The sequence below is a fragment of the Bacteroides sp. OF03-11BH genome, assembly GCF_003604005.1.
Taxonomy (GTDB): domain Bacteria; phylum Bacteroidota; class Bacteroidia; order Bacteroidales; family Bacteroidaceae; genus Bacteroides; species Bacteroides ovatus.
Window position 1 is genome coordinate 13,354 of the sequence record NZ_QTMW01000045.1, and the last position, 24,139, is coordinate 37,492.

The 24,139-nt window shown below is 44.4% G+C and carries 23 protein-coding genes; 14 read left to right on the forward strand and 9 right to left on the reverse strand.

Features of this window, described 5'->3' with window-relative positions:
* Nucleotides 1–72 precede the first annotated feature (72 nt).
* Nucleotides 73–411 carry a hypothetical protein gene (locus tag DXA54_RS22620; protein WP_004306338.1) on the reverse strand — a complete coding sequence of 113 codons (339 nt, stop codon included), beginning with the start codon at nucleotides 409–411 and terminating at the stop codon, nucleotides 73–75.
* Between the two features lie 148 nt (nucleotides 412–559).
* Here DXA54_RS22620 and DXA54_RS22625 point away from each other — a divergent pair, with 148 nt between their 5' ends.
* Genes DXA54_RS22625 through DXA54_RS22630 form a run of 3 tightly spaced genes read left to right on the forward strand, consistent with a single transcriptional unit; the run spans nucleotide 560 to nucleotide 3,481 of the window.
* Nucleotides 560–1,528 carry a Lin1244/Lin1753 domain-containing protein gene (locus DXA54_RS22625; RefSeq protein ID WP_165863281.1) on the forward strand — a complete coding sequence of 323 codons (969 nt, stop codon included), beginning with the start codon at nucleotides 560–562 and terminating at the stop codon, nucleotides 1,526–1,528.
* Entirely contained in the window at nucleotides 1,516–1,671 is a 156-nt protein-coding gene (locus DXA54_RS28280) for a hypothetical protein (RefSeq protein WP_008647253.1), read from the forward strand. The genes DXA54_RS22625 and DXA54_RS28280 overlap by 13 nt, the downstream gene beginning before the upstream one ends.
* A 16-nt stretch (nucleotides 1,672–1,687) precedes the next feature.
* The gene (locus DXA54_RS22630; protein ID WP_120080708.1) at nucleotides 1,688–3,481 is read left to right on the forward strand and encodes a bifunctional DNA primase/helicase; all 1,794 of its coding nucleotides are present in this window, start codon (nucleotides 1,688–1,690) and stop codon (nucleotides 3,479–3,481) included.
* A 125-nt stretch (nucleotides 3,482–3,606) separates the two neighbouring features.
* Here the strand turns inward: DXA54_RS22630 and DXA54_RS22635 are convergent, their stop codons facing one another.
* On the reverse strand, nucleotides 3,607–3,864 hold the full coding sequence (locus DXA54_RS22635; RefSeq protein WP_004300371.1) for a DUF4248 domain-containing protein: 258 nt from the start codon (nucleotides 3,862–3,864) through the stop codon (nucleotides 3,607–3,609).
* Nucleotides 3,865–4,044: 180 nt separating this feature from the next.
* Between DXA54_RS22635 and DXA54_RS22640 the strand changes: the two genes are divergently transcribed.
* From DXA54_RS22640 to DXA54_RS22660, 4 genes are all read left to right on the forward strand, one after another.
* On the forward strand, nucleotides 4,045–5,604 hold the full coding sequence (locus DXA54_RS22640) for an ATP-binding protein (protein WP_120080710.1): 1,560 nt from the start codon (nucleotides 4,045–4,047) through the stop codon (nucleotides 5,602–5,604).
* A gap of 194 nt (nucleotides 5,605–5,798) precedes the next feature.
* Nucleotides 5,799–6,341 carry an HU family DNA-binding protein gene (locus DXA54_RS22650; RefSeq protein WP_120080712.1) on the forward strand — a complete coding sequence of 181 codons (543 nt, stop codon included), beginning with the start codon at nucleotides 5,799–5,801 and terminating at the stop codon, nucleotides 6,339–6,341.
* Between the two features lie 56 nt (nucleotides 6,342–6,397).
* Nucleotides 6,398–6,703, forward strand: a complete 306-nt coding sequence (locus tag DXA54_RS22655; RefSeq protein ID WP_120080714.1) for a hypothetical protein — start codon at nucleotides 6,398–6,400, stop codon at nucleotides 6,701–6,703.
* A 4-nt stretch (nucleotides 6,704–6,707) separates the two neighbouring features.
* Entirely contained in the window at nucleotides 6,708–7,154 is a 447-nt protein-coding gene (locus DXA54_RS22660) for an N-acetylmuramoyl-L-alanine amidase (protein WP_120080716.1), read from the forward strand.
* Nucleotides 7,155–7,239: 85 nt separating this feature from the next.
* On the opposite strand, the gene DXA54_RS22665 is transcribed toward DXA54_RS22660, so the two are convergent.
* The 7 genes from DXA54_RS22665 to DXA54_RS22695 form a co-directional block, all read right to left on the reverse strand.
* Complete coding sequence (locus DXA54_RS22665) at nucleotides 7,240–8,376, reverse strand: glycosyltransferase family 4 protein (protein WP_120080718.1); 1,137 nt, start codon at nucleotides 8,374–8,376, stop codon at nucleotides 7,240–7,242.
* Nucleotides 8,377–8,402: 26 nt separating this feature from the next.
* Nucleotides 8,403–9,596 carry a glycosyltransferase gene (locus DXA54_RS22670; RefSeq protein WP_120080720.1) on the reverse strand — a complete coding sequence of 398 codons (1,194 nt, stop codon included), beginning with the start codon at nucleotides 9,594–9,596 and terminating at the stop codon, nucleotides 8,403–8,405.
* Nucleotides 9,597–9,601: 5 nt separating this feature from the next.
* A complete protein-coding gene (locus tag DXA54_RS22675) occupies nucleotides 9,602–10,528 on the reverse strand; it encodes a glycosyltransferase family 2 protein (RefSeq protein WP_120080722.1) in 927 nt (308 codons plus the stop codon).
* 2 nt (nucleotides 10,529–10,530) lie between these two features.
* Nucleotides 10,531–11,862 carry an O-antigen ligase family protein gene (locus tag DXA54_RS22680; protein WP_120080724.1) on the reverse strand — a complete coding sequence of 444 codons (1,332 nt, stop codon included), beginning with the start codon at nucleotides 11,860–11,862 and terminating at the stop codon, nucleotides 10,531–10,533.
* On the reverse strand, nucleotides 11,852–14,074 hold the full coding sequence (locus DXA54_RS22685) for a GumC family protein (RefSeq protein ID WP_008022121.1): 2,223 nt from the start codon (nucleotides 14,072–14,074) through the stop codon (nucleotides 11,852–11,854). Before DXA54_RS22685 ends, DXA54_RS22680 begins: the two co-directional genes overlap by 11 nt.
* A gap of 12 nt (nucleotides 14,075–14,086) precedes the next feature.
* Nucleotides 14,087–14,833 (reverse strand): TolC family protein, encoded by a 747-nt coding sequence (locus DXA54_RS22690; RefSeq protein ID WP_120080726.1) that lies wholly within the window; start codon nucleotides 14,831–14,833, stop codon nucleotides 14,087–14,089.
* Nucleotides 14,834–14,970: 137 nt separating this feature from the next.
* Entirely contained in the window at nucleotides 14,971–16,242 is a 1,272-nt protein-coding gene (locus tag DXA54_RS22695) for a BamA/TamA family outer membrane protein (RefSeq protein ID WP_165860841.1), read from the reverse strand.
* 218 nt (nucleotides 16,243–16,460) lie between these two features.
* On the opposite strand from DXA54_RS22695, the gene DXA54_RS22705 reads away from it, so the two are divergent.
* The 7 genes from DXA54_RS22705 (at nucleotide 16,461) to nqrF (ending at nucleotide 24,059) form a co-directional block, all read left to right on the forward strand.
* Nucleotides 16,461–17,855, forward strand: coding sequence for a C1 family peptidase (locus tag DXA54_RS22705; protein ID WP_120080730.1), 1,395 nt, complete (start codon nucleotides 16,461–16,463; stop codon nucleotides 17,853–17,855).
* Between the two features lie 172 nt (nucleotides 17,856–18,027).
* The gene (locus DXA54_RS22710) at nucleotides 18,028–19,377 is read left to right on the forward strand and encodes a Na(+)-translocating NADH-quinone reductase subunit A (RefSeq protein ID WP_120080740.1); all 1,350 of its coding nucleotides are present in this window, start codon (nucleotides 18,028–18,030) and stop codon (nucleotides 19,375–19,377) included.
* A 121-nt stretch (nucleotides 19,378–19,498) separates the two neighbouring features.
* The gene (locus tag DXA54_RS22715) at nucleotides 19,499–20,671 is read left to right on the forward strand and encodes an NADH:ubiquinone reductase (Na(+)-transporting) subunit B (RefSeq protein ID WP_004306321.1); all 1,173 of its coding nucleotides are present in this window, start codon (nucleotides 19,499–19,501) and stop codon (nucleotides 20,669–20,671) included.
* Between the two features lie 13 nt (nucleotides 20,672–20,684).
* Nucleotides 20,685–21,359 carry a Na(+)-translocating NADH-quinone reductase subunit C gene (locus tag DXA54_RS22720; protein WP_004306320.1) on the forward strand — a complete coding sequence of 225 codons (675 nt, stop codon included), beginning with the start codon at nucleotides 20,685–20,687 and terminating at the stop codon, nucleotides 21,357–21,359.
* A gap of 21 nt (nucleotides 21,360–21,380) precedes the next feature.
* Nucleotides 21,381–22,022 carry an NADH:ubiquinone reductase (Na(+)-transporting) subunit D gene (locus DXA54_RS22725; protein ID WP_004300389.1) on the forward strand — a complete coding sequence of 214 codons (642 nt, stop codon included), beginning with the start codon at nucleotides 21,381–21,383 and terminating at the stop codon, nucleotides 22,020–22,022.
* Nucleotides 22,023–22,139: 117 nt separating this feature from the next.
* Nucleotides 22,140–22,766 (forward strand): NADH:ubiquinone reductase (Na(+)-transporting) subunit E, encoded by a 627-nt coding sequence (gene nqrE, locus DXA54_RS22730; RefSeq protein WP_004306319.1) that lies wholly within the window; start codon nucleotides 22,140–22,142, stop codon nucleotides 22,764–22,766.
* Between the two features lie 18 nt (nucleotides 22,767–22,784).
* Nucleotides 22,785–24,059 carry an NADH:ubiquinone reductase (Na(+)-transporting) subunit F gene (gene nqrF, locus DXA54_RS22735; RefSeq protein ID WP_008022130.1) on the forward strand — a complete coding sequence of 425 codons (1,275 nt, stop codon included), beginning with the start codon at nucleotides 22,785–22,787 and terminating at the stop codon, nucleotides 24,057–24,059.
* Nucleotides 24,060–24,139: the final 80 nt, after the last annotated feature.

Here is a 24,139-nt window from a genome sequence, read left to right on the forward strand (position 1 = left end):
TTTAAGTTTTAAAGACTTTTATTACATTGCAAATGTAATAAAACTTATGATAAGTTTCTCCTTTTCTGTGTTTTAATTGCAGTTTAAGTTGCTATTTGAGGAAATCTGAAACAGGTCTAATGTTTTTATAAGCCGTTTTTCTTCTTGGGTATAAGGAATGTGGTTGCTTTCGATATATTGCTTGAGGAAGAGACAAGCATGTATGAAAATGTCTGCTTTCATATAGCTGGTGAAATTTATGTAACGGTAGTAGGAGGCTTCACTGATGTTGATATGCACGCAGAGGTCTACTGTGGCTAGCCGTGATGTTTTCAGGAGCTCTTTTATCAGCATTATTCTGTTCCGATAATGCTCGCTTACTATTTTATTTTCTTCTATTTCTTCCAACGTTTGGTTGCGTTTTGTGTCCATATTGTTTGGGATTATTGATAATTTTTGGCAAAGGTCTGATAAAAAATATATAATCCCCCTCTCATTTTTGCGATAGCTGGAATAAAATACATTTCGCACCTTTGCGCCCCGGAAGTATTAAATGTGGAATAATAAATGATAAATGAAAATGAAGAAAGATCAGTATTTCAATTTGGAGGTAAATTTGTTGAATGACGACAATATTGCCAGTATGATGTCGGAGATGAATGCCGCGGAAGCACTCGGAATTTACGTGATCTTGTTGTTGCATCTGCGCACTAAAGATGCTTATGAGGCGTCGTGCAAACCGGTTTTACTGAAGGCCATGGCCCGGCGGTATGATGTGGATGTAGTTGCGGTGGAGCGGGTACTTCGCGAATTCGATCTCTTCGAACTGGATGAGGAACGACAGATGTTTCGTTCTTCTTACTTGGATAGGGTGATGAAAAGCTTGGAAGAGAAGCGGAAAATGGACATCGAAAACGGTAAAAAAGGAGGGCGTCCGAAAAAGGTGGCAAAAAGTGCTGAAACGCCCGTCAGTAAAGGGAGAAAACCCACTGAAAACCAGAAGAGGAGAGAAGAGGAGAGTAAAGAAGAGGAGAGTAAAGGAAGTGTTTCTGTTGTAAACAATAATAGGAGTGATATAGAAACACCGTCTCTTGTGAGCCGTTTGGCGGATGAAGGCAATCATGGTCCGTTACAACCCGTGTTGCCTTGGGAAAAGTTGGTGGACCAACTTTCTACTTTCCAGTCATATATGGAATTGGTCGGGCAACATTCCGGTTTGGGAAAGCTTTTTGTAGACCATCAAAAACTTATTTTGGAAATCTTCAAAAAACATATCCGGCTTTATGACAAAGGAGCCGGACTGCTTTTCCCGGAGGACGTGAAACGGTATTTTTCAAATTATATCGCGGCCGGTTCCGTTACTTGCCGCACGTTGAGGGAAACCTTGCTGAAAGAGCTTGAGAATACGGTCGACAAGGATGTGAACCGCTTTGAAAGCGTCGTCGACGGGCGGCGAACGTATCTGGGACATCTTATTCCGGCTGATGCGCCGCCACGTCCCGATGCATCGGCTGTGTGGGATGATGTGAAGAAAAGATGGGCGCATTAATCCGGCAGATGACTGGCTTCGTCCGGCAGGTGGCCGATGTTCGTCCGGCAGGTAACGGAAGTTCGTCCGGCAGGTGGCAGACACTCGTCCGGCAGGTAAGTCTTCTGCGTGTGAATGATTATTTTAAACTATTTTTTAATTAGAAAAAAGGAAAAAATTATGAGAAATTTTGCCAACTATGATGTCGACATCCACGGTAAATCGAGTGGAGTGCTCAAGACGATTTGTAAAAAATGTCTTCCTACCCGCAAGAATAAGCGCGACCGTTCGCTACGTGTCAACGTCGACACGGGCCACTGTCACTGTTATCATTGTGGCGCTGATTTTTATGTTCCCGATGATGTAGAAGAGCGTAAGAATGCCGAACGTGCGGTAGCCCGCAAGCGTCGTGCGGCAGCCATTCCGCAGCATTTTCAGCGTCCGATGTTCGATGTTTCGAAAACCACGCTTTCCGAAGACACGGAGCGTTGGCTGGTGGAGACGCGTTGCATCCCGCAGTCCGTCATAGCTGCCCTACGCATCACCGAACAGGAAGAATTTATGCCGCAATCCGGCAAAAAGGAACGTTGCATCTGTTTCAACTATTTTGAAGGGGAGCAACTGATAAACACCAAATTTCGCGCTCTCCCGAAACTTTTCAAAATGGTGCAGGGTGCCGAACTGATTTCCTACAACATCGACTCCATTGTGGGGCAGACCTCCTGCATCATCCACGAGGGCGAACTGGATGCTGCTTCCTCCATCGCCGCCGGATTTCAAAGTGTCATCTCCGTGCCGGCCGGAGCCAATTCGAACCTCTCCTGGCTCGACCGTTTTATGGAGACGCACTTCGAGGACCTGAAAGAAATCATCATTGCCGTTGATGCCGATTCTGCCGGAATCCGGTTGCGCAATGAACTCATCAACCGGCTGGGAGCTGAACGCTGCCGGGTGGTGACTTACGGTCCGGAGTGTAAAGATGCCAACGAGCATCTCTGCAAATATGGTATCGCCAGTCTCCGTATCGCCATCGAACAGGCAGCAGAAGTTCCGCTCGAAGGTATCTTCACCGCTACCGACTTGCATGACGATCTGCGGGCTCTTTTCGACAACGGCTTCGGTCCCGGAGCGGAAACGGGATGGGAGGAGATGGATAAGATCTGCACGTATGAACGTGGGCGAAGTGTCTACGTCACCGGAGTTCCCAGTGCAGGAAAATCCGAGTGGGTGGACGAATTGGTGTTGCGTCTCTGCCTGCGGCATCAATGGAAAATCGGGTTCTTTAGCCCGGAAAATACCCCTATCGTCTATCATCTCCGCAAACTGATTGAGAAACTCACCGGACACCGTTTTCAAAACGGCTGTGGCATGACGGAGGGACTCCTTGCGAACTCGGAAGATTTTCTGACTGAAAACGTCTCTCATATCTCTCTGAAAGGTAATGTTTCTCCGGATCGTGTACTGGCCAAGGCTCATGAACTTGTTGTCCGCCGCGGCTGCCGCATTATTGTCTTCGACCCGCTCAACCGTTTCGACCATAACCCGCAGCCGGGACAGACGGAAACGCAATATATTTCCAACCTGTTGAATAAATTTACAGAATTTGCCGTGCAGCATAATTGCCTGCTCGTGGTCGTAGTCCATCCTCGTAAAATGAACCGTAATCCTGTCACGGGCATTACCCCTCGTGTGGAAATGTACGACATCAACGGCTCTGCCGATTTCTATAACAAAGCGGATTATGGTATCATTGTGGAACGTGACAAGGAGGTTGGTGTCACCCGTGTATATGTGGACAAGGTGAAATTCAAGCATTTTGGTGTCGGTGGAATGGCATCCTTTGTCTACGATCCCGTAAGCGGACGATACCTGCCCTGTGAAGAATCTCATGACCCTTCTCTCTCCGCTGACCAGCGTGTCCGAAATACGATGTTCGACAACTCCTGCTGGCTACCTGAAAAAGAACTGTTTTAGGGTATTAGGTATCAAGTATTAAGTATTAGATGTTAAGTATTATGATGTTAAGCATTATGATGTTATCCGTTGTTGTGATGCGTTTACCACGGTTAATACTTGATACCTAATACTTGATACTTTAATTAGGGTTCTTGTAGCACTTCGATGATGAGCCTTACTTGTGCGGGAGTGTAGTATCTGGCGCGTGGATTCATGCCGGTGGCCAGGAGCCGTTCTTTTAGTCCGGGTGCAGCTTCAATCCATTCGTTGAATCGGTCTACTGCGCTTTGTTGCAGGATATTGGGGAGGTACAACAAGGCAAGTTCGCCTTTCCCATAGGTGCGGTATTGGAATGTTTTTTCTTCTTCTTGTTCGGGGAGAATCTTGTTTTTTGTTTTCATTTATAGTTGTGCCTTTAGATTGTTATATTTGAAGTAAAGTTACTCATTTTTAGTGGGATAGGCAAATTTTGAGAGCAGATGTTCGAGCGTATTCATAAAAGAATTGATACTAATAGAATACCGATTCTTGAAATTTATCGTATCTTTGTTTACGTTTCACGTTAAAAGCATAGAAAAAGGATGGAAGGAATATTCAGGCGTTATCCGATAGGGATACAGAGTTTCGAAGATTTACGCAATAATAATTGTGTGTATATTGATAAGACAGAGTTGATTTATCGTTTGGCTAATTCGGCTAAGACTTGTTTTCTTAGCCGTCCCCGACGCTTTGGAAAGAGTCTGTTAGTTTCCACTCTTGAAGCCTATTTCTCTGGTAAAAAAGACCTGTTCAAGGGTCTGATGATGGAACAGTTGGAGAAAGACTGGACGGTTTATCCCGTGTTGCATATTGATTTCAGTATCAGTAAGTATATGAATGCGGGGATGCTGCGCTCCGCTATCAACAATCGCTTGGTGGAATGGGAACGAATTTACGGATGCGACACGAGCGAAGACACTTTCAGTCTCCGTCTGAAAGGTATTATCAAACGTGCTTACGAGCAGAGCGGGCGTCAGGTTGTGTTACTTGTAGACGAATATGATTCTCCTATGTTGGATAGCAACAACAATGAGGAGTTGCAAGCTGAAATACGTGGCATCATGCGCGACTTTTTCAGTCCGTTGAAAGCGCAGGGAGAATATCTTCGTTTTCTTTTTCTAACCGGTATCAGTAAATTTAGTCAGATGAGCATCTTTAGTGAATTGAACAATCTTCAGAACATAAGTATGCAAGATGCTTATAGTGCCATTTGCGGTATAACGGAAAATGAATTGCGTACACAGTTGGAAGAAGATATAAGAAGGATGGCCGAGGCGAATGGTGAAACGTATGATGAAGCGTGTATGCATCTGAAGCAACAGTATGATGGGTATCATTTCAGTAAGAAATGTGAGGATGTGTACAATCCGTTTAGCTTGTTTAATGCATTTGCGCAGAAAAGTTATGAGAATTTCTGGTTCTCTACCGGCACTCCCACTTTCCTGATAGACATCTTGCAGCAAAGCGATTTCGATATTCGTCAACTGGATGGCGTTTCGGCTACTGCCGAGCAGTTTGATGCACCTACCAATGTCATTACAGACCCGCTTCCGGTACTTTACCAAAGCGGTTATCTCACTATCAAAGAGTATGACCGGGATTTTCAGATCTATACATTGGCTTATCCTAACAAAGAAGTTCGGAAAGGCTTTATCGAATCATTAATGCCGGCTTATGTGCATTTGCCTGCTCGCGAGAATACATTTTATGTAGTATCGTTTATCAAAGACTTACGGGTCGGCAATCTGGATCAATGTATGGAGCGGATCAAATCATTTTTCGCCTCTATCCTCAATGATATGAATAATAAGGAGGAGAAACACTATCAGACCATCTTCTACCTCCTGTTCCGGCTGATGGGGCAATATGTGGATGCAGAAGTGAAGAGCGCTGTTGGCAGGGCCGATGTTGTGATAAAGATGCAGGACGCTATCTACGTATTCGAATTCAAAGTAGACGGTACTCCTGAAGAAGCGTTGGCACAGATCAATAGTAAACAGTATGCGATTCCTTATCAGGCAGATCATCGGAAAGTCGTTAAAGTGGGAGTTAATTTCGACAGTAGTATGCGAACTATTGGAGAATGGATCATTGAAAACTAGGGAATGATCTTACATATTCCTACATATTTCCACATATTCCGGTATAATTTGTATAATTCGGTGTAATCCGTTTTAATCCGGCATAATCCGGTGTAGTCCGGTGCAATCCGGCAAGTCGTCAACGTGTTGTCGTATCTTTGTTTCACCAACAGAAAGGGAGAATGTACTTCTTTTCGTAGAAACAATTTTTAAATATGGCAACAGTTACAGTTGTGCGCTACAAACGCAGAAAACGGCTCGGTGATGATAAATCACCGATGATGTATCTTCTCAAGCCCAAGGCTGGAGAGTCGAAAATCTATTCAATCGATTCACTGGCACAGGAAATCGAGTCTATCGGGTCGCTTTCGGTGGAAGACGTGTCGCATGTGATGAAATCCTTTGTCCGTGCGATGAAAAAAGTGCTTGTGGCAGGGAATAAGGTGAAAGTGGATGGACTGGGTATTTTTTATACCACGCTGACCTGTCCGGGTGTGGAACAGGAAAAGGATTGTACGGTGAAAAATATCACTCGCATCAATCTCCGTTTCAAAGTCGACAACTCATTGCGTCTTGCCAATGACAGCACGGCAACTACTCGTGGCGGGGATAATAACATGATGTTCGAATTGTATACGGAGAAGAAGTCCGCTGCCAGAGGAAACGGCGGTGACGGCTCCGATGATGATGGTAAAGGCGATGGGGGAGAATCCGGTGGTGGTAGCGGTGGAGGAGAAGCTCCGGATCCGGCAGCATAAACTGCTTTGATTGACTCTGTTCTCAATTTATTAATTTATCATCTCAATCTATTAAAATGTTAGATAAAATTATCGAAATCATCATGACGATTCTGCCTTTTCTGGGCAGTAGCCGTAAGAAGCGCCAGATGATGGCACAAGAAATGAAAGAGTTCAGCGAGCTGGTGAAAGATCAATATACTTTTCTGATGCAGCAGTTGGAGAAAGTGTTGAAGGATTATTTCGACCTTAGTTCGAAAGTGAAAGAGATGCACGCGGAGATTTTCTCGTTGAGAGGACAGCTGACGCAAGCTGCGGCTCTGCAGTGTAGCAGCAGGGAATGTGTGCAACGAGTACAGATGGTCACAGAAACGGAGGGATGAATTTATGCGAACCATCAACTTGATTGTGATCCACTGTTCCGCCTCAAGGGAGGATAGGAATTTTACGGAAGATGATTTGGAAGTGTGCCACCGTAGGCGTGGTTTCAACGGGACGGGTTATCATTTTTATATCCGCAAAAATGGAGATATAAAGACCACCCGTGAGATTGAACGAATCGGTGCGCACGCAAAAGGACACAACCGGAACAGTATTGGCATCTGTTATGAGGGCGGACTTGACTGCCACGGTCATCCCGCCGATACCCGTACCGAATGGCAGGTTCATTCAATGCGGGTGCTGATCCTTGCACTCCTGCGCGACTATCCCGGTTGCCGGGTGTGCGGACATCGGGATCTAAGTCCCGACCTGAATGGAAACGGGGAGATTGAACCCGAAGAGTGGATTAAGGCATGTCCGTGTTTTGAGGTGAAAGCCGAGTGGAATGGTTAAATAAAATCACCTTCGCTACAACTATTTGTGGCGAAGGTGATTGCGTTAAAAAGGGAAGCTTTGACACATTCTCTTTTTGATTTAGTTATTGCTTTTTGGTATTTTGCTTGGCAAACTCTTTATATATTTTTAGCAGCGATTCTGCCGTATTCCGCCATGAAAACAACTGGCTGCGTTGTATGCCATATTCCACTTGTTGCTGATAGAGTGCCTGGTCTTTTTCCAGTTGCAGTATTTTTTCAGTAATATCATTGGAGTCGAACGGATCTGCCAGTAAAGCTCCCTCGCCTGCAATTTCGGGCATGGCTGATGTATTTCCCGCAATGATGGGCGTTCCGCAAGCCATTGCCTCCAGCATCGGGATGCCGAAACTCTCGCGAAGCGATGGATAAAGGAATGCGAATGCACCACTATAGAGTGCCGCAAGATCGGTATTCGCAATGTATCCCGGAGCGTGGATATAACTCTTGACTTCTGTAATATTTTCTTCTTCCAATATCCGGTCGATAACATCTCCCTTGAGGTCGGCAATGAGCAATGGCAACTTTTGGGTGGATTGTTTCAGATAGTCGCTATATGCTTTCAGCACTCTGGGAGTGTTCTTCTTAGGGTCGGTGTTTCCCAGAAAAAATAGATAATTGTCTGCATCAATATATTTTCGGGTGATCTCCGGAGCTTTGGGTTGTACATGGAAATGACTATTGAAACCGTTGTACACGGCTACTAATTGTTCTTCCGGCAGATGCAGCACGTCAAGGATTCGTTTACGCTCAAACTGCGAGACTGTAATAATTTTCTCGCAGTTGGCCAATACGCGTGGTACTACCATCCGGCGGTAAAACCATCCCATTTCCTGATACCAGGTGAAGCTGGAAGAATGACGCTTTTCTAAATAAATAATGTCGTGTAGTGTTAGTATTAATGGTACGGGACATTGCAATGGGGCAGTATTGCTTGTGCAGTGCAATAAATCGGGCATGATTTTTTTTACTGCGCGTGGAAGAGCCACTTGTTCCCAAAGGGGGTAAGTGGGGCATTTTAGTTCGATAATATGCACATTTTCCGATTCTTCCAAGCATCTGTCTTCACCAGGAGTAACGAAGATGAAATATTCGTTCTCATGGTCTATTTTTTGCAATTCCCGGATACTTTCAAGAGCAACGAAATCCATTCCGTGTTTATTAGTGCGGAAAATTCGTTGGGCTTCAATAGCGATTTTCATTGTTGTTTTCTTGTTATGTTTGATTTCTATTTATGGTGTTCACCATGCTCCGTATGGATAAACTTTTTATTGGCTCCTTTCAATTTAAATAAGTTACCAATCATAGTAACAGCCAGCATAGGCATTTTGGTGATTGCTTTCCCTACCTGTTTGGTAAATAGTCTGCCGCCCGGTACGGGTAGCATCATGGCTGCTACTTGTGCAGCCGACAATATCCACCATTTGATGGCTATCATCCATTCGTTACTGCCATTGCATAGGCTCAATATAAGGCCGATAACGGTAAAGACGAAGGTCAAGCCGAAAACTCCTGCCAACTGAATCAATCGTGGTGGAAGCATCCACTGGCATATCTTGTCGCAGTAGTCGAAATTTCCTTGTATGAATGCTTTAGGCAAGTGAGGCAGCGAAGCGCAGAGTGCACCGAATTGTGCTGCTATCCAGCGTTTGCGCTGGTTACTGATAGCCTCTTTCTTTTGTGTTTTCTCGTCAAACACAAGCAGGTCGGGCAGATAAACGGTATAGATGCGCTGTTGCAGGAGCATGGCTTCCAATTCTTTGTCTTCACCTGCTGTCTGGAGATATTTCACGTTCTGATGAAACCATTCTGCTTCGAATGCCATTCCCGAACCGGATAGCCCGGCAGAAAGTCCTACTGCGTTGTGTCCGCTGCGGAAGAATCCATTGTTTATTTCTTCGCTGGCGCTGTCGAGTACGGAAATGTCTGTGTTCAGATTCTTTCCTGTCCGGTGCGCCTGTACGGATTTTATGCCGCTGTCAAAAACACGGTTGATGGTAGACAGGAAATCGGGCGTGGTCATGTTGTCGGCATCCATGATGACTACAATGTCGAATGCATTTGTATCAATGGAATCCATGGCCATTGCCAGTGCTTTGGCTTTCGAACTTTCCTTGTAATTTGCCATTAACAGGCGGATGGGAAGGGCTGCCAGAGCGTCGTTTGTTTCCGGTCGCATCTGATCGGAAATGACTATGATCTCATAGAGTTCCTTCGGATAATCCTGTTCAAGAAAGCTCTGTATGGAAGCAACAATCACGCGGTCTTCCTTGTAGGCGGGAAAGAGCACGACGATGCGTCGGAGCGTACGGGCTTCGGGGTATTGGGGAGCCCGGTAAAACTTGGAGGCAATAGCGTATAGTAATAGGTAGCATACGCAAAATACCAGGGGAATGTAGAGAATCCAGTCAATAATGTTCATAGTATCTAGAGTTTTTTAAGTGTGCTATTGTTAGTATCTGATGAAGACATGAATAGCCCTGTGCAGACTCCATAATAGGTGGCACAAAACAGGTCGAAACGGCCTTTGAAAGCAAATGACAGACTGTTTTTGCCGGCTGCAATGGTGCTCTGGTAAAGTACGGACATTAATCGTTCCATGCCTTTCATATTACGGCGGGCATAGAGCAGGCGATTTCGTGTCAGGAAATAGGTGCGTAGTTTGCTTAGTTGACCGGTGCTTTGGCTTTCTTTATGAAAAACAGTGCAACGCGGCTCATACCATAGCTCGTAGCCGGCACGGGTCATGCTTGTGCTCCAGTCGAGTTCTTCGTAATAAAGGAAGAAGATTTCCGGCATCATTCCGATTTTTTCGATCACTTCGCGTTTGATAATCATGGCTGCCCCGTGTAGATAGGGGGTAGGATGAGGGGTATCGTAACTTCCGTCATCGGGACAGTCGAAACCCAGCATATTGTTGCGCAATGTTATCTTTGTCAGCGGAGTAAATCCTGCAAACTGTATGTGTTGCGGCGGAAAGGCGAAACGTATTTTAGGAGATACGCCTCCGATTTCCGGACGACTTTCCAATCGTTCCACCAAGTAGGCGATTTCATCGGATTCGATATATGTATCGTTATTGATAAGGAAAATGTATTTGCCTTTTGCTGTACGGATTCCAATGTTGTTACCACCGGAAAAACCTCCGTTCTCATTGCTGCGGATGCTGATAACCGTTGGGTATAATTCGTGTATTTTGGCTGCTTCATCTTCGCGTGAAGCATTGTCTACCACTATGATTTCATAGCTCACAGACTTCAGCTTTTTGTGCAGTGATTCTATTAGTTCACAGGTGTCTTTGAACCCGTTGTAACAGATGGTAATAAATGATATGTCGGGACTACTGTTTGTCATTCTTATTCGTTGATTTCGTTATTAGATAGCAGCCGTTCTTTTTCTTCGCTTTCTTCACCTTTTTCTTTTTCTTCACTGATACGCTTGTCGATATGTGGAGCTGCAAAACAGAGTGCAAAGCCTATGTATACGGGCAACTGGTTGGGATACTGCATAATGTCGTTGACATAAGTGGCGATAAAAAATCCGGCATCCATACAGAGCCATGCTGCGATAAGTCCACGCAGGCCTTTGTTGCGTACTTTAAACATGAGTATCCAGGAACACCAGGCAAAGAGAATACCGTGTATGGAAAGGTAGAGTATCAGTCCCACAATTCCCGTTTCCACCCATACGCTGACTAACCAAGAGTCGGGAGGGTAGGGCATTTGCTCTCGTGAATCGAAGTTACCGGCTTTAGAAAGCCCAATGCCGTAGCCTAACGGTTTCTTTGCCATCAACTCTTTCATCCTTTGCCGGTTTTCGACACGCACCTGATAGGAAGCGTCTTCGGACGGATGAAAAGAGGAGCGCATTTTGTGGATATATTGGTTCCCGCTTCCGATATTGGTATAACTGAAGAATACGAAAACGCTGATGGATATGAATATACCTGCCAATAACGCTTTCCAGTTTTTGGCAATGACGGTTATCATCAACATTCCTCCCATGATGACTCCCATAGCTGCACGGGTTCCCGAAATACCCATTCCGTAAAGTCCCCCGACGGCGATGCAGAGGAAGTAAATGCGTAGCCATTTGGACTCCACAAAGAAGGCGGAGATGGCAAAGACTACAGCGGACATGGCGGCATGTACTCCGTAGTTTGCTGCGTCGGAGAAGCAGGAAAAATAGCGGATACCCGACCAGATGATATGTGTACGCCATCCGCCCAGCACGTGCAGGAAATAGAGGTCTTTGGAGCTGAAACCATAGTTTTTTTGCCAGTAACCTTTTATCGTAAAGACGAGGACGAATACCGACCAGATGATTAATAGCAGCTCGATGTCTTTTTTTGTGCGGACAACGAGCGGAACAACAAAGGCGCATATTAAAGGTATCAGCGCATAAGGTGTAAGGTTGATGTTCCATGCTGCCAGCACGTTGTTGGGATTAAGAATTTCGAGAAGATAGAAGCACAACCAGATTGTGAACATATAGGTCATGATGTTTTGACCTGCTTTCCAGTTGGTTTGTTCATCATTGTTAAGTTGTATCAAACAGATAGTAGTAAATAACAAGATAATTATCATAGAGAATAACCCTACCTTGATATTTACTAACATTCCTGCTGCAACCAACACAAATTGTAAAGCAAACAGGATATGGAAAGTCACTATCTTATTATTCGTCATCGTCTTCTTCAGTCTCTTTCGCTTTTCTACTTAGATTGAATATGATTTTTTCTGTAAGTGACAATTGGCTGAAACGATAGCTGACTCTACGTAATAAGGTATATGGCGGAAGTTGTCCGGTGAAATCTTCCACTGCCTCACGCTTGGCGTTGGTCAGGCACACACGGAACGGAACATCCGTTTTACCCATTTGTGTCGTGAGCTGTTCGCAAAGTTGTTTGTCGATGGTTTTCCATCCGCGGTCTGCCGGGCTGACCAAAATGTTGACATTAGCGTCGTGCAACAGTGCAGTCGGGATATTGCTTGACGACAATGGCGGATAGGCAACGATCAGTATGTCTTCTCCTTGCAGGGTATAAAAATCGGTAATGTTTTTTGCAAGCAGGTATTGAGTAGAATCTGTGTTAAAATCTTCTCCATACGTGATGAATCTCGTATTTAACATCCGGCTTTGCATATATCCGCAGATCAGATTTCCAACGATGTCTTCACCGGAGTTTTCGCTGGTACTGAACAGGTTGATGATAAATACTCCGGGGGATTTCCGCTTCGTCAGGAAGCGGAGTATGGAGTTGCTCAATTCTTTGATGGAAAGTTGGACGTAGGTTTTGGCTAGTCCGCCATAACGGGAAGAGGAGGGGCTGGGAACGGCTCCTATTACCTTAAATCCGGTCACTCGTTTGGTTCGGTTTGCATCACGCAACGTTCTGTCAAGAATCTCGATTAATAATAATAGAGCGATGATTATCAGAAAACTACCTATGCAGGCGGCAATGACAATCTGCTTGCGGTTGGTTGAATTGGATGCAATCGGATAGGTCGGTTCATTGAGCACTTTCAATGTAGCAGAAGTCATTTCCAGATTTTTCTTTCTCAACAGGGCTTCGTTGTAGCTCTGTAACACGGTCAGGTAACTGCGCTCCGTAAAGTTGATGGAGCGTTCTTTTTGTTTGATGGTGGTACCTACAGGGGCAAAAAAAACGTAACGGTCGTTCAATTCCTGACGGGCATTTTGTACAATTAGTAGTTCGGCCTTAGCTTTTTCAAACAACAGAGTTTGTTCCAGCCATTGGTCGATGATATTGGTCCGGCTGGCGCCCTCTTTGGTGTATTTATGACTTACGTAGGAAGTGGTTAAATCATTCAGTTCCTGTTTAAGTTCGCTCAATCGTTTTTTGTCACCTGTCAGAGATTCGGTATCTTTCTGTTTGGAGTCGCTCATCGCTTCCACTTCCGAGATTTTACTGGTGATATTGGATGCTTCTCTTAATTTGTCCACAAATTCCATATTCTTGAGCACTTGCTTGGCATTGCTGTCCATGTGCTTCTCCAGTTCTTCGAGCATCGACTTGGTACTGTTGTATGCAAAAAGTGCATCTTGTTCCCGCAGCTCGAATTCTTTACTGATGGCCGCGATTTCTTTGGTTTCGTCCAGATAGTTGATGATACGTTTTTCTACGTTGTACTTGGTCAGGTCGTCTTCCTCCGAGTTGAGTTTTTTGCCGATGCGTTTCAACTCTTCCTCAAAGTATTTGATGACTTTGTCTGTTTCTCCGTAGCGAATACGGCGGTATTCTTCCACAAATTCGTCCATCAGGATGCTTACCGTGTTGTAGGCTATGCCGGGATCGCCGGAAGTATAGCTGATGTCCAGCAAATCACTCGTGAGCCGGCGTTGCACTTTGATGTTTTTCAAAGCGTTGTAGCTATAGAAAGGGTGATTGTAGTAGAACATTTCATAGATGTAGTTACCTTTTTTCGGACGCATATATGCTTCCAGATTGGCAACTGTTTTATCTTCGCTCGATTTGTCGATTAGCTTTAATATTTCCGGTCCATGCGGACTGTTTTTTAAGTGGTTATAGGTGTAATTGTAGCTGGATGGGGTGACTCCGTCATTGTCATTGTCCGGATTTCCCTGGATAAGTACACGGGCAAATAATCGCAGGAATACTCTTTTCAGGGTGCTCTCGGCTTGCATGATACTTATCAGGTTGTCCATCGAATTTTGTACTGTCGCCCAGTCTGTGCGTTTATCGCTTTCCAAGTTGTATCCCGAGGCTACTCCGGTATAAAGTGTTGCTTTCACGTCGTATCCACCTTGCATGTGACGCGTATAGTAGAAGACGAGTAACGTGAAGATAGCGGTCCCTACCAGTATTAGCCAACGGTGGCGAAAGAGGGTCCGTATGATAGAAATGATGAAGTTCATATCTTAGTTTTTTTATTTTCTTATGATGGGAGTACGTGAAATAACCTCAAGTATCATTAAGCTCTTTGTCAATTCAAACTTGCTATTCTCATATGCCTCACGTGCAGTTGACTGCCTTTCTTTATCTACGGCCAAGTCGGAAGATTCTATGGTTCCGTTGGCAAAATTCTTTTCAGAAATTTCATATTGCACATTAGCAAGTACCAAACTTTCACTTCTCATTTTAAGTACTCTTATCTGTGAGGTAGCCATCGCATACATCTCAATAATATTCTTCTTGATTTCGTCGTACTTCACTTCCCGTTCCAATTCTGCACTGCGTAATGTGAGCCTTTGCCGGTTGATTTTACCCTTGAGGTCGAATAGGTCGTCTAAGGGGATGCTTAGACCGGCACCTACTGTGTAGCCATTTTGTGCCTGGGTGGAGTAGGTGAGGTATGGGGCGAGTGCCACGTCCGTATAAGTGGACTCATTGCCGAACATTCCGTATTGATAGCTTCCCCGTAGACTGAAGAAACCCAGAAATGACCATTTCTCTTTTTGGAGTAATTTGCGCTCGATTCTCGCCTTTACGTCCGCCATCTCATAAATGGGGCTGTTCTTGGCATTTTCGAATAAAACGGATAGAGGGGGAAGTACTATTTTAGTATAATCTTCTTCACTTAGTTGAGAATAGTCAGACACTTCTTGTGCAACTACACGAGTGGTAGAGACGAACAGAAGTAATAACCCCGAAAAAAAACATATAAATTGCTTCATAAAAAAATCCTATTATTTGCTCTTGCTGTGTTATAGCTTGCGCAAATATAAGGATTAATTTCATTTATGTGCAGTCTTTTATTATCTATTTTACAATCTTTCTTGTAATTTGTGCACAATTTGTCGCGTAAATGGCGTCAAAAGGCTTCTGTCATGTTGAAGTAGAACAAATTCTGCTTGTTCACCATGTCTCTGCCGAAGTCAAGGCGTACATTCATACGGGGTTGAACTTCAACGCGTAACCCTAATCCGAGGTTGGGAAGCACACCTTCTATCTTGCCCGGAGTGGGTCCCATGAATCCGCATCCTCCCCAGGCTACATATCCTATATGACTTAACATCTTTTTTACCCAAGTGCTTTTGTCCGTATTTATCATCTGGCGGTATTCGGCCATCATGACATGCGAGGACTTGTCGCGAAACTGTCCCATGTAGTAACCGCGAAGATCGAAGGGGGTTCCGCTAAGTACATATTTTGTTAGGGGTACATCTCCGAATGCGTTTTTGCTTTGCACTGTCCAGGCTATCACTTTGCGGCGTCCTACTGTTTTGTATTGGCGGTAGTCGATTTCCAAACGGTAAAAGTTATTATCGCTGCCGAATACCTTGTTATACATCATTCCCCGAAAGTCGAGGTAGGTTCCGCTATATGCATTTGCAGGAATATCACGTGTGTCATACGTCAGCAGGAAACCAAGTCCGGAACTGAAATTTTTGTATCCGTGTTCTGTTCCTCCTGCCGCTATATATGAGGGCTCATTAACCATTCCGGCAGCCGGTTTGGTAATTTTATCATAGTTCAAATCGACTTGGGGACCTGCAAAAATATTGCTTTCTCCCAGACGGAACAGGAACCAGGGGTTTACTTGGATGCCGCTATAACGGTATTCACTGGTATCTTCTCCACGTTCATAATCTTTATTAGTGGAATATCCGATGCCATAAAAATTTTCGATTGTATTTTTATATGAGAAAGTTCCGAAGATACGGAAGCGGTCGCCTTTAAAAAAGAGCTGTGGTTTTGTCATCAGGTTCAAGCCGCCTTTGAACATCAAGGCAATGGCCATCGGCACTACCGAACGTCGTTGGGTGGTATCACTCGGATTCATCCGGAATGTCATCAGTGCGCTACCGCCCACCAGTAAACCAAAATCCGGCGTATAACTGGGACCACCCAATATGTTATAGTGTAAATTCCGGTTTGCCACGCGCTGGCGACGCAGCTCGCGCTTTGAAAGGACAGGAATGGTATCTGACGAGATGTCTTCAATATCTGTAGGAGTAGTATCACTGATAGAAGTTGTAGACCTTTGCAGTTCATCGCTCTTTACTGCCGTACTATCAGCCGCGGCTGACATCATATTGATGGATGGAAGCATCATCAATATTCCTATTATATATTTCTTCATAATTTCTCTGTGAGGAATTCGACTGCAAAGAAAACTCTTTTATTTTGATTAGTTTTGAAGTTCTTAGATAATAAATCTAAAAAAGAATCGTATTTTTGCGGAATATGATGTTTTTCGATATGCTGATAAATAAAATCGCATGATTTAATCTCATACATTTAAACCGTATTTATTAGTGTATCATGATCCGTCAGCCTATTAATTAATTACTTATATCAATGAATAAACAGATTTTATCAATTTTTGTTTTATGTGCTTTTTCTTATTCTACACAAGCGCAAGAAGTGAAACGAGGCATCAGCGACTCCATGATGCAACAAATCAAGCAGAGTTACGCAAACACTCCTACTGACAAGGCTATCCGCAACGCTATCGGTAGCAACGACATTCGTAAACTGGCTCTCAATCAGGATAACCTGAAAGGGATGGACACACATTTCTCCATCAAAGTGCCTTCCAAAGGTATCACCGATCAGAAATCTTCCGGCCGTTGCTGGCTTTTTACAGGTTTGAATGTGATGCGTGCCAAAGCGATCGCCAAGCATAACCTCGGTTCTTTCGAATTTTCGCAAACTTATCCTTTCTTCTTCGATCAGCTGGAGAAAGCTAATCTCTTTCTGCAAGGTATTATCGACACCAGCAGTAAGCCGATGGATGATAAAATGGTGGAATGGCTCTTCCGCAATCCTTTGAGTGACGGTGGAACATTTACCGGTGTAGCCGATATTGTCAGTAAATACGGGCTTGTTCCCAAAGATGTGATGCCGGAAACCAACAGTAGTGAAAATACCTCCCGTATGGCAGGTCTGATCGCCCTGAAACTTCGTGAACAGGGGCTTCAACTCCGTGATCTCGCTGCGCAAGGTGCCAAGCCTGCTGCCCTTGAGAAAACAAAAACAGAGATGTTGAGCACCATCTACCGCATGTTAGTGTTGAATCTCGGTGTTCCTCCTACTGAATTTACCTGGATTGAATATAACGCTAAGGGTGAGCCTGTGTCTACGGAAACTTACACTCCGTTTTCTTTCCTGAAAAAGTATGGTGACGAAAAACTGATTGATAATTATGTCATGTTAATGAACGATCCGAGCCGTGAATATTATAAGTGTTATGAGATAGACTACGACCGCCACCGTTACGACGGCAAAAACTGGACGTATGTCAATCTTCCCATCGAAGATATCAAAGAAATGGCTATTTCTTCTCTCAAGGATAGCACGATGATGTATTTCTCTTGCGATGTAGGTAAGTTTCTAAACTCTGACCGTGGTCTACTGGATGTCAAAAACTACGACTACGAATCTCTTATGGGTACTTCTTTTGGCATGAACAAGAAGCAACGCATTCAAAGTTTTGCCAGTGGCTCCAGTCACGCCATGACTCTTATGGCTGTTGATCTTGACAAAAACGGAAAACCGACGAAATGGATGGTTGAAAATAGTTGGGGCCCTGCTGCCGGTTATCAGGGTTATCTCATCATGACGGATGATTGGTTTAACGAATATATGTTCCGTCTAGTAGTAGAAACGAAATATGCATCGAAAAAAGCTCTCGAGGTGTTGAAACAGAAGCCTATCCGACTTCCTGCTTGGGATCCTATGTTTGCTGAATAGTTCTTTTTCTTTGCTTCTGTCTTTTGTTCCGGAACAAAAGATAAAAGATTACGTGCACGAACACGAAAAGAATTACGGATATTTTTCCGTAATTCCTTTCTTTTTTCCTCCCGAATCCCAATCTTATTTATTACTTTTGCGGCAAATTTATGAAACCATTATTTTATCTAGCATGGCAAATGTAATAAAGTTACGTAAAGGCCTTGACATAAACCTGAAAGGTAAAGCTGCTGAAACGTACGCAACAGTAAAAGAACCGGGGTTCTACGCACTCGTACCCGATGACTTTCCTGGAGTGACGCCTAAGGTAGTCGTGAAAGAGCAGGAATATGTAATGGCTGGTGGACCCTTGTTTATCGACAAGTATCATCCTGAAGTGAAATTTGTTTCGCCGGTGAGCGGCGTGGTGACGAGTGTAGAACGTGGTGCTCGTCGTAAGGTGTTGAACATCGTTGTGGAAGCTGCTGCAGAGCAGGACTATGAAGATTTTGGGAAAAAGAATGTTGCTTCGATGGATGCTGAAGCTGTGAAAACCGCTTTGTTGGAAGCCGGACTTTTCGCGTTTATCAAACAGCGCCCTTATGACATCATTGCTGACCCGACGGTCACTCCGAAAGGAATCTTTGTATCCGCATTCGACACTAATCCGTTAGCTCCGGATTTCGAGTTCGCCCTCAAAGGTGAAGAAACAAACTTCCAGACAGGACTTGATGTTCTTGCCAAACTGGCAAAAACCTACCTGAATATCAGTGTGAAACAGAACGCTGCTGCACTGACACAGGCTAAGAACGTTACAATCACCGCTTTCGACGGACCGAACCCTGCTGGTAATGTAGGTGTTCAGATCAACCATCTCGACCCTGCATCCAAGGGAGAAACGGTATGGACCATTGATCCGCAAGCCGTAATCTTCATCGGTCGCCTTTTCAATACAGGCCATGTGGATTTCACCCGTACAGTAGCTGTGACAGGTTCCGAAGTGTTGAAACCTGCATACTGCAAACTCCAGGTAGGCGCATTGCTCACCAACGTGTTTGCCGGCAATGTAACAAAAGACAAAGACTTACGCTATATCAGCGGTAACGTACTGACAGGAAAGCAAGTTTCTCCGAACGGATTCTTGGGCGCATTCCACAGCCAACTGACTGTTATCCCCGAAGGTGACGACATTCACGAAATGCTCGGATGGATCATGCCGCGCTTCAACCAGTTCAGTGCCAACCATTCTTATTTCAGCTGGTTGATGGGTAAGAAGGAATATACGTTGGATGCCCGCATCAAAGGTGGCGAACGTCACATGATTATGTCGGGTGAATACGATAGGGTATTCCCGATGGATATCCTGCCCGAATATCTGATTAAAGCAATCATCGCCGGTGACATCGACCGTATGGAAGCACTTGGCATCTATGAAGTGGCTCCTGAAGATTTCGCTCTTTGCGAATTCGTCTGCTCTTCGAAGATGGAACTGCAACGCATTGTTCGTGCCGGACTTGATATGCTCCGTTCGGAAATGGCATAGGAGAATTAAAAAAGTAAAAAGTAAAAATTAAAAATGATAGTTGAGACTTTATGAAATTGTCTTCTGGTAAACACAGCGTAGCCTTTTCTCGATTCTCAATTTTCAATTCTCAATTTAATAAATGAAAGCGTTAAGAAATTATCTCGATAAGATAAAGCCGAACTTTGAAGAGGGCGGCAAATTCCACGCATTCCAGTCGGTGTTTGACGGCTTCGAAACATTCCTGTTCGTGCCCAACAAGACTGCGAAAACGGGAACGCACATACATGACGCAATTGATAGCAAGCGCATCATGTCGATTGTGGTTATTTCGTTGGTACCGGCTTTGCTGTTCGGTATGTATAACGTAGGTTACCAGCATTTCACTCACACGGGTGCTACTGGCAGCTTTATCGAAATGTTTGCATACGGATTCCTGGCAGTACTGCCTAAAATTATCGTATCTTATGTAGTAGGTTTGGGTATTGAGTTCGTGGTAGCTCAATGGAAGAAAGAAGAAATACAGGAGGGATTCCTCGTTTCCGGTATCTTGATCCCGATGATCGTTCCGGTAGACTGTCCGCTGTGGATTCTTGCCGTAGCTACTGCATTCTCTGTTATTTTCGCAAAAGAAGTATTCGGTGGTACAGGTATGAACGTTTTCAACGTTGCGTTGATTACTCGTGCATTCCTGTTCTTCGCATATCCGACTAAGATGTCCGGTGACGCCGTTTGGGTGTCAGGCGACAGCATTTTCGGTCTGGGACAAAGCGTAGACGGACTTACCGTTGCTACTCCGCTGGGACAAGCTGCTACATCTGGTAGTGTTCCTGCATTCAACATGGATATGATTACAGGTCTGATTCCGGGTTCGATCGGTGAAACCAGTGTGATCGCTATTCTGATTGGTGCGGTTATCTTGCTTTGGACAGGCGTTGCTAGTTGGAAGACTATGATTTCCGTATTTGTCGGTGGTGCATTTATGGCATGGGTATTCAACTCAATCGGCATGGAAAACAATACAATGGCTCAAATGCCTTGGTACGAACACCTCGTTCTCGGTGGTTTCTGTTTCGGTGCCGTATTTATGGCTACTGACCCTGTGACTTCCGCACGTACGGAAAGAGGTAAATATATCTTCGGATTCCTGATCGGTGTGATGGCTATCGTTATCCGCGTACTGAATCCGGGTTATCCGGAAGGTATGATGCTTGCCATCCTACTGATGAACATCTTCGCTCCGCTGATCGACTACTGTGTAGTGCAGGGTAACATCAGCCGTCGCGAAAAACGCGCTATCAAGTCTAACCAATAAATACCGAAAGAAAATGAATACGAATAGTAATAGTTATACTATCATTTATGCTTCGGTAATGGTTATTATCGTAGCATTCCTGCTGGCATTCGTTAGTTCTTCATTGAAATCTACACAAGATAAGAATGTGCAGTTGGACACTAAGAAACAGATTCTCGCTGCACTGAACATTAAAAATGTGGAGGATGCGGATGCTGAATATAAGAAATATGTGAAAGGGGACATGCTGATGAACGTAGACGGTACGCTGACCGAAAATACGGGCGAATTTGCTACCAACTACGAGAAAGAAGCAAAAGAACAACAACGTCTGCACGTGTTTGTATGCGAAGTGGACGGTCAGACTAAATATGTAGTTCCTGTTTACGGTGCCGGTCTTTGGGGCGCTATCTGGGGATACGTTGCACTGAACGAAGATAAAGATACCGTTTACGGTACTTACTTCTCACACGCTAGTGAAACTCCGGGTCTGGGTGCTGAAATTGCAACCGAACATTTCCAAAACGAATTTGTAGGTAAGAAGACTTTGGAAAATGGAGCTATCACTTTGGGAGTCGTAAAAAATGGCAAGGTAGAGAAACCTGATTACCAAGTGGATGGTATCTCCGGTGGTACAATCACTTCAGTAGGTGTAGATGCCATGTTGAAGTCTTGCCTGAATAGTTACTTGAGTTTTTTAACTAAATAATAAGGAGGAGAAAGATAGAATATGGGACAACTGTTTTCAAAGAAAAATAAAGAAGTATTCTCTGCTCCGCTGGGAATTGATAATCCGGTAACCGTACAGGTGCTCGGTATCTGTTCTGCACTTGCTGTTACCGCAAAGCTGGAGCCTGCCATCGTGATGGGACTTTCAGTAACGGTGATTACTGCATTTGCCAACGTTGTTATTTCACTGTTGCGTAAGACGATTCCTAACCGCATCCGCATCATCGTCCAGTTGGTTGTGGTAGCTGCTTTGGTAACTATCGTAAGTGAAATCCTGAAAGCGTTTGCTTACGACGTAAGCGTACAGCTCTCTGTTTATGTAGGTTTGATTATCACCAACTGTATCTTGATGGGACGTCTGGAAGCATTTGCCATGCAGAACGGTCCTTGGGAGTCTTTCTTGGATGGTGTAGGTAATGGTTTAGGCTATGCTAAGATTTTGATTATCGTTGCTTTCTTCCGCGAATTGTTTGGTTCGGGAACATTGCTTGGTTTCAATATCCTGAATTATGAACCGATTCAAAATATCGGATACGTAAACAACGGCTTGATGTTGATGCCGCCGATGGCATTGATTATCGTAGCATGCATTATCTGGTATCAACGTGCACGTCATAAAGAATTGCAAGAACAAAGTAATTAATTATTTCTGATTTCTGAATTATGATTTATGTCTAGCTTTATAGTCATAGTCGCATGATAAGTCTGCTGAATCATAAATCATAAATTATAAATCATAAATCATAAATCAAAAAGAATTATGGAACATTTATTAAGTTTATTCGTCCGCTCTATCTTTGTGGACAACATGATATTCGCATTCTTCTTGGGTATGTGTTCATACCTGGCTGTTTCGAAGAATGTGAAGACTGCCGTAGGACTGGGTATCGCCGTGACTTTCGTGTTGCTGGTGACGCTTCCGGTCAACTACCTGTTGCAAACTAAGGTGCTGGCTGCCAATGCTATCATTGAAGGTGTCGACCTTAGCTTCTTGAGTTTTATTCTTTTCATTGCCGTAATTGCCGGTATCGTGCAATTGGTGGAGATGGTGGTAGAACGCTTCACTCCGTCACTGTACGCTTCGTTGGGTATCTTCCTGCCGTTGATTGCCGTTAACTGTGCGATCATGGGTGCCTCTCTGTTTATGCAACAACGTATTAACGTTGGTCCGAGTGATCCGAAATACATTGGTGATATTTGGGATGCCCTCTCTTATGCATTGGGTTCCGGTATCGGTTGGTTGCTGGCTATCGTAGGTCTGGCTGCTATCCGCGAGAAAATGGCTTACTCTGACGTACCTGCTCCATTGAAGGGCTTGGGTATCACATTTATCACAGTAGGTCTGATGGCAATCGCGTTTATGTGTTTCTCTGGTTTGAACATCTAAAAAGAAAGGAATAAGACAATGGATATGAATTTAATATTAGCGAGCATTGGGGTATTCCTTGTGGTTATTCTGTTGCTTGTTGTAATCTTGTTGGTTGCCAAGAATTTCCTGGTACCATCAGGAAACGTAAAACTGACAATCAACGGCGAAAAGGAATTGGAAGTGGCTTCCGGTTCTACTTTGTTGAATACGCTGTCTGTAAATGGGATATTCCTGTCATCTGCTTGTGGTGGTAAGGGATCTTGCGGACAGTGCAAATGCCAAGTACTCGAAGGAGGCGGCGAAATCCTGCCTTCTGAGGTTCCTCACTTCAGTCGCAAACAGCAGCAAGACCACTGGCGTCTGGGTTGTCAGGTGAAAGTGAAAGGCGATATGTCAATCAAGATTGACGAATCTGTACTTGGTGTGAAAGAGTGGGAGTGTGAAGTAATCTCCAACAAGAATGTAGCTACATTTATCAAAGAGTTCATCGTTGCTCTGCCTAAAGGCGAACACATGGACTTTATCCCGGGTTCTTATGCGCAGATTAAGATTCCTAAATTTTCAATGGACTATGATAAGGACATTGATAAGAGCTTGATTGGTGACGAATATCTTCCTGCATGGGAGAAATTCGGTTTGTTAGGTTTGAAATGTAAGAACGACGAGGAAACAATTCGTGCTTACTCTATGGCCAACTATCCTGCCGAAGGTGACCGTATCATGTTGACAGTACGTATCGCTACTCCGCCGTTCAAACCGAAAGAACAAGGTCCTGGATTTATGGACGTAATGCCGGGTATCGCTTCTTCTTATATCTTTACTCTGAAACCGGGTGACAAGGTAATAATGAGCGGTCCTTACGGAGACTTCCACCCAATCTTCGATTCTAAGAAGGAAATGATGTGGATTGGTGGTGGTGCGGGTATGGCTCCGTTGCGTGCGCAAATCATGCACTTGACCAAGACATTGCATACTACTGACCGTAAGATGTCTTACTTCTACGGTGCCCGTGCGCTGAACGAAGTGTTCTATCTGGAAGATTTCCTGCAAATCGAAAAGGACTTCCCGAATTTCACTTTCCATTTGGCTCTCGACCGTCCGGACCCTGCTGCTGATGCTGCAGGCGTGAAGTACACTCCGGGATTCGTTCACAACGTAATTTACGAAACTTACCTGAAGAATCACGAAGCTCCTGAAGATATTGAATACTATATGTGTGGTCCTGGTCCGATGTCGAAAGCTGTAGAGAAGATGCTCGACGATCTTGGCGTTCCGGCACAGAACCTGATGTTCGACAACTTCGGAGGATAATTCGCAGAAGAGAACAAACCGGTCGGAACAATGACCGGAAAGGTTACATAAACACAGAGCGGGAAATCTGAAAAGCAGTA

Excerpts from the sequence above, each read along its gene's own strand:
- DXA54_RS22620 (WP_004306338.1), bottom strand. The coding sequence starts at position 411 with ATGGACACAAAACGCAACCAAACGTTGGAAGAAATAGAAGAAAATAAA.
- DXA54_RS22625 (WP_165863281.1), top strand. The coding sequence starts at position 560 with ATGAAGAAAGATCAGTATTTCAATTTGGAGGTAAATTTGTTGAATGAC.
- DXA54_RS28280 (WP_008647253.1), top strand. The coding sequence starts at position 1,516 with ATGGGCGCATTAATCCGGCAGATGACTGGCTTCGTCCGGCAGGTGGCC.
- DXA54_RS22630 (WP_120080708.1), top strand. The coding sequence starts at position 1,688 with ATGAGAAATTTTGCCAACTATGATGTCGACATCCACGGTAAATCGAGT.
- DXA54_RS22635 (WP_004300371.1), bottom strand. The coding sequence starts at position 3,864 with ATGAAAACAAAAAACAAGATTCTCCCCGAACAAGAAGAAGAAAAAACA.
- DXA54_RS22640 (WP_120080710.1), top strand. The coding sequence starts at position 4,045 with ATGGAAGGAATATTCAGGCGTTATCCGATAGGGATACAGAGTTTCGAA.
- DXA54_RS22650 (WP_120080712.1), top strand. The coding sequence starts at position 5,799 with ATGGCAACAGTTACAGTTGTGCGCTACAAACGCAGAAAACGGCTCGGT.
- DXA54_RS22655 (WP_120080714.1), top strand. The coding sequence starts at position 6,398 with ATGTTAGATAAAATTATCGAAATCATCATGACGATTCTGCCTTTTCTG.
- DXA54_RS22660 (WP_120080716.1), top strand. The coding sequence starts at position 6,708 with ATGCGAACCATCAACTTGATTGTGATCCACTGTTCCGCCTCAAGGGAG.
- DXA54_RS22665 (WP_120080718.1), bottom strand. The coding sequence starts at position 8,376 with ATGAAAATCGCTATTGAAGCCCAACGAATTTTCCGCACTAATAAACAC.
- DXA54_RS22670 (WP_120080720.1), bottom strand. The coding sequence starts at position 9,596 with ATGAACATTATTGACTGGATTCTCTACATTCCCCTGGTATTTTGCGTA.
- DXA54_RS22675 (WP_120080722.1), bottom strand. The coding sequence starts at position 10,528 with ATGACAAACAGTAGTCCCGACATATCATTTATTACCATCTGTTACAAC.
- DXA54_RS22680 (WP_120080724.1), bottom strand. The coding sequence starts at position 11,862 with ATGACGAATAATAAGATAGTGACTTTCCATATCCTGTTTGCTTTACAA.
- DXA54_RS22685 (WP_008022121.1), bottom strand. The coding sequence starts at position 14,074 with ATGAACTTCATCATTTCTATCATACGGACCCTCTTTCGCCACCGTTGG.
- DXA54_RS22690 (WP_120080726.1), bottom strand. The coding sequence starts at position 14,833 with ATGAAGCAATTTATATGTTTTTTTTCGGGGTTATTACTTCTGTTCGTC.
- DXA54_RS22695 (WP_165860841.1), bottom strand. The coding sequence starts at position 16,242 with ATGAAGAAATATATAATAGGAATATTGATGATGCTTCCATCCATCAAT.
- DXA54_RS22705 (WP_120080730.1), top strand. The coding sequence starts at position 16,461 with ATGAATAAACAGATTTTATCAATTTTTGTTTTATGTGCTTTTTCTTAT.
- DXA54_RS22710 (WP_120080740.1), top strand. The coding sequence starts at position 18,028 with ATGGCAAATGTAATAAAGTTACGTAAAGGCCTTGACATAAACCTGAAA.
- DXA54_RS22715 (WP_004306321.1), top strand. The coding sequence starts at position 19,499 with ATGAAAGCGTTAAGAAATTATCTCGATAAGATAAAGCCGAACTTTGAA.
- DXA54_RS22720 (WP_004306320.1), top strand. The coding sequence starts at position 20,685 with ATGAATACGAATAGTAATAGTTATACTATCATTTATGCTTCGGTAATG.
- DXA54_RS22725 (WP_004300389.1), top strand. The coding sequence starts at position 21,381 with ATGGGACAACTGTTTTCAAAGAAAAATAAAGAAGTATTCTCTGCTCCG.
- nqrE (WP_004306319.1), top strand. The coding sequence starts at position 22,140 with ATGGAACATTTATTAAGTTTATTCGTCCGCTCTATCTTTGTGGACAAC.
- nqrF (WP_008022130.1), top strand. The coding sequence starts at position 22,785 with ATGGATATGAATTTAATATTAGCGAGCATTGGGGTATTCCTTGTGGTT.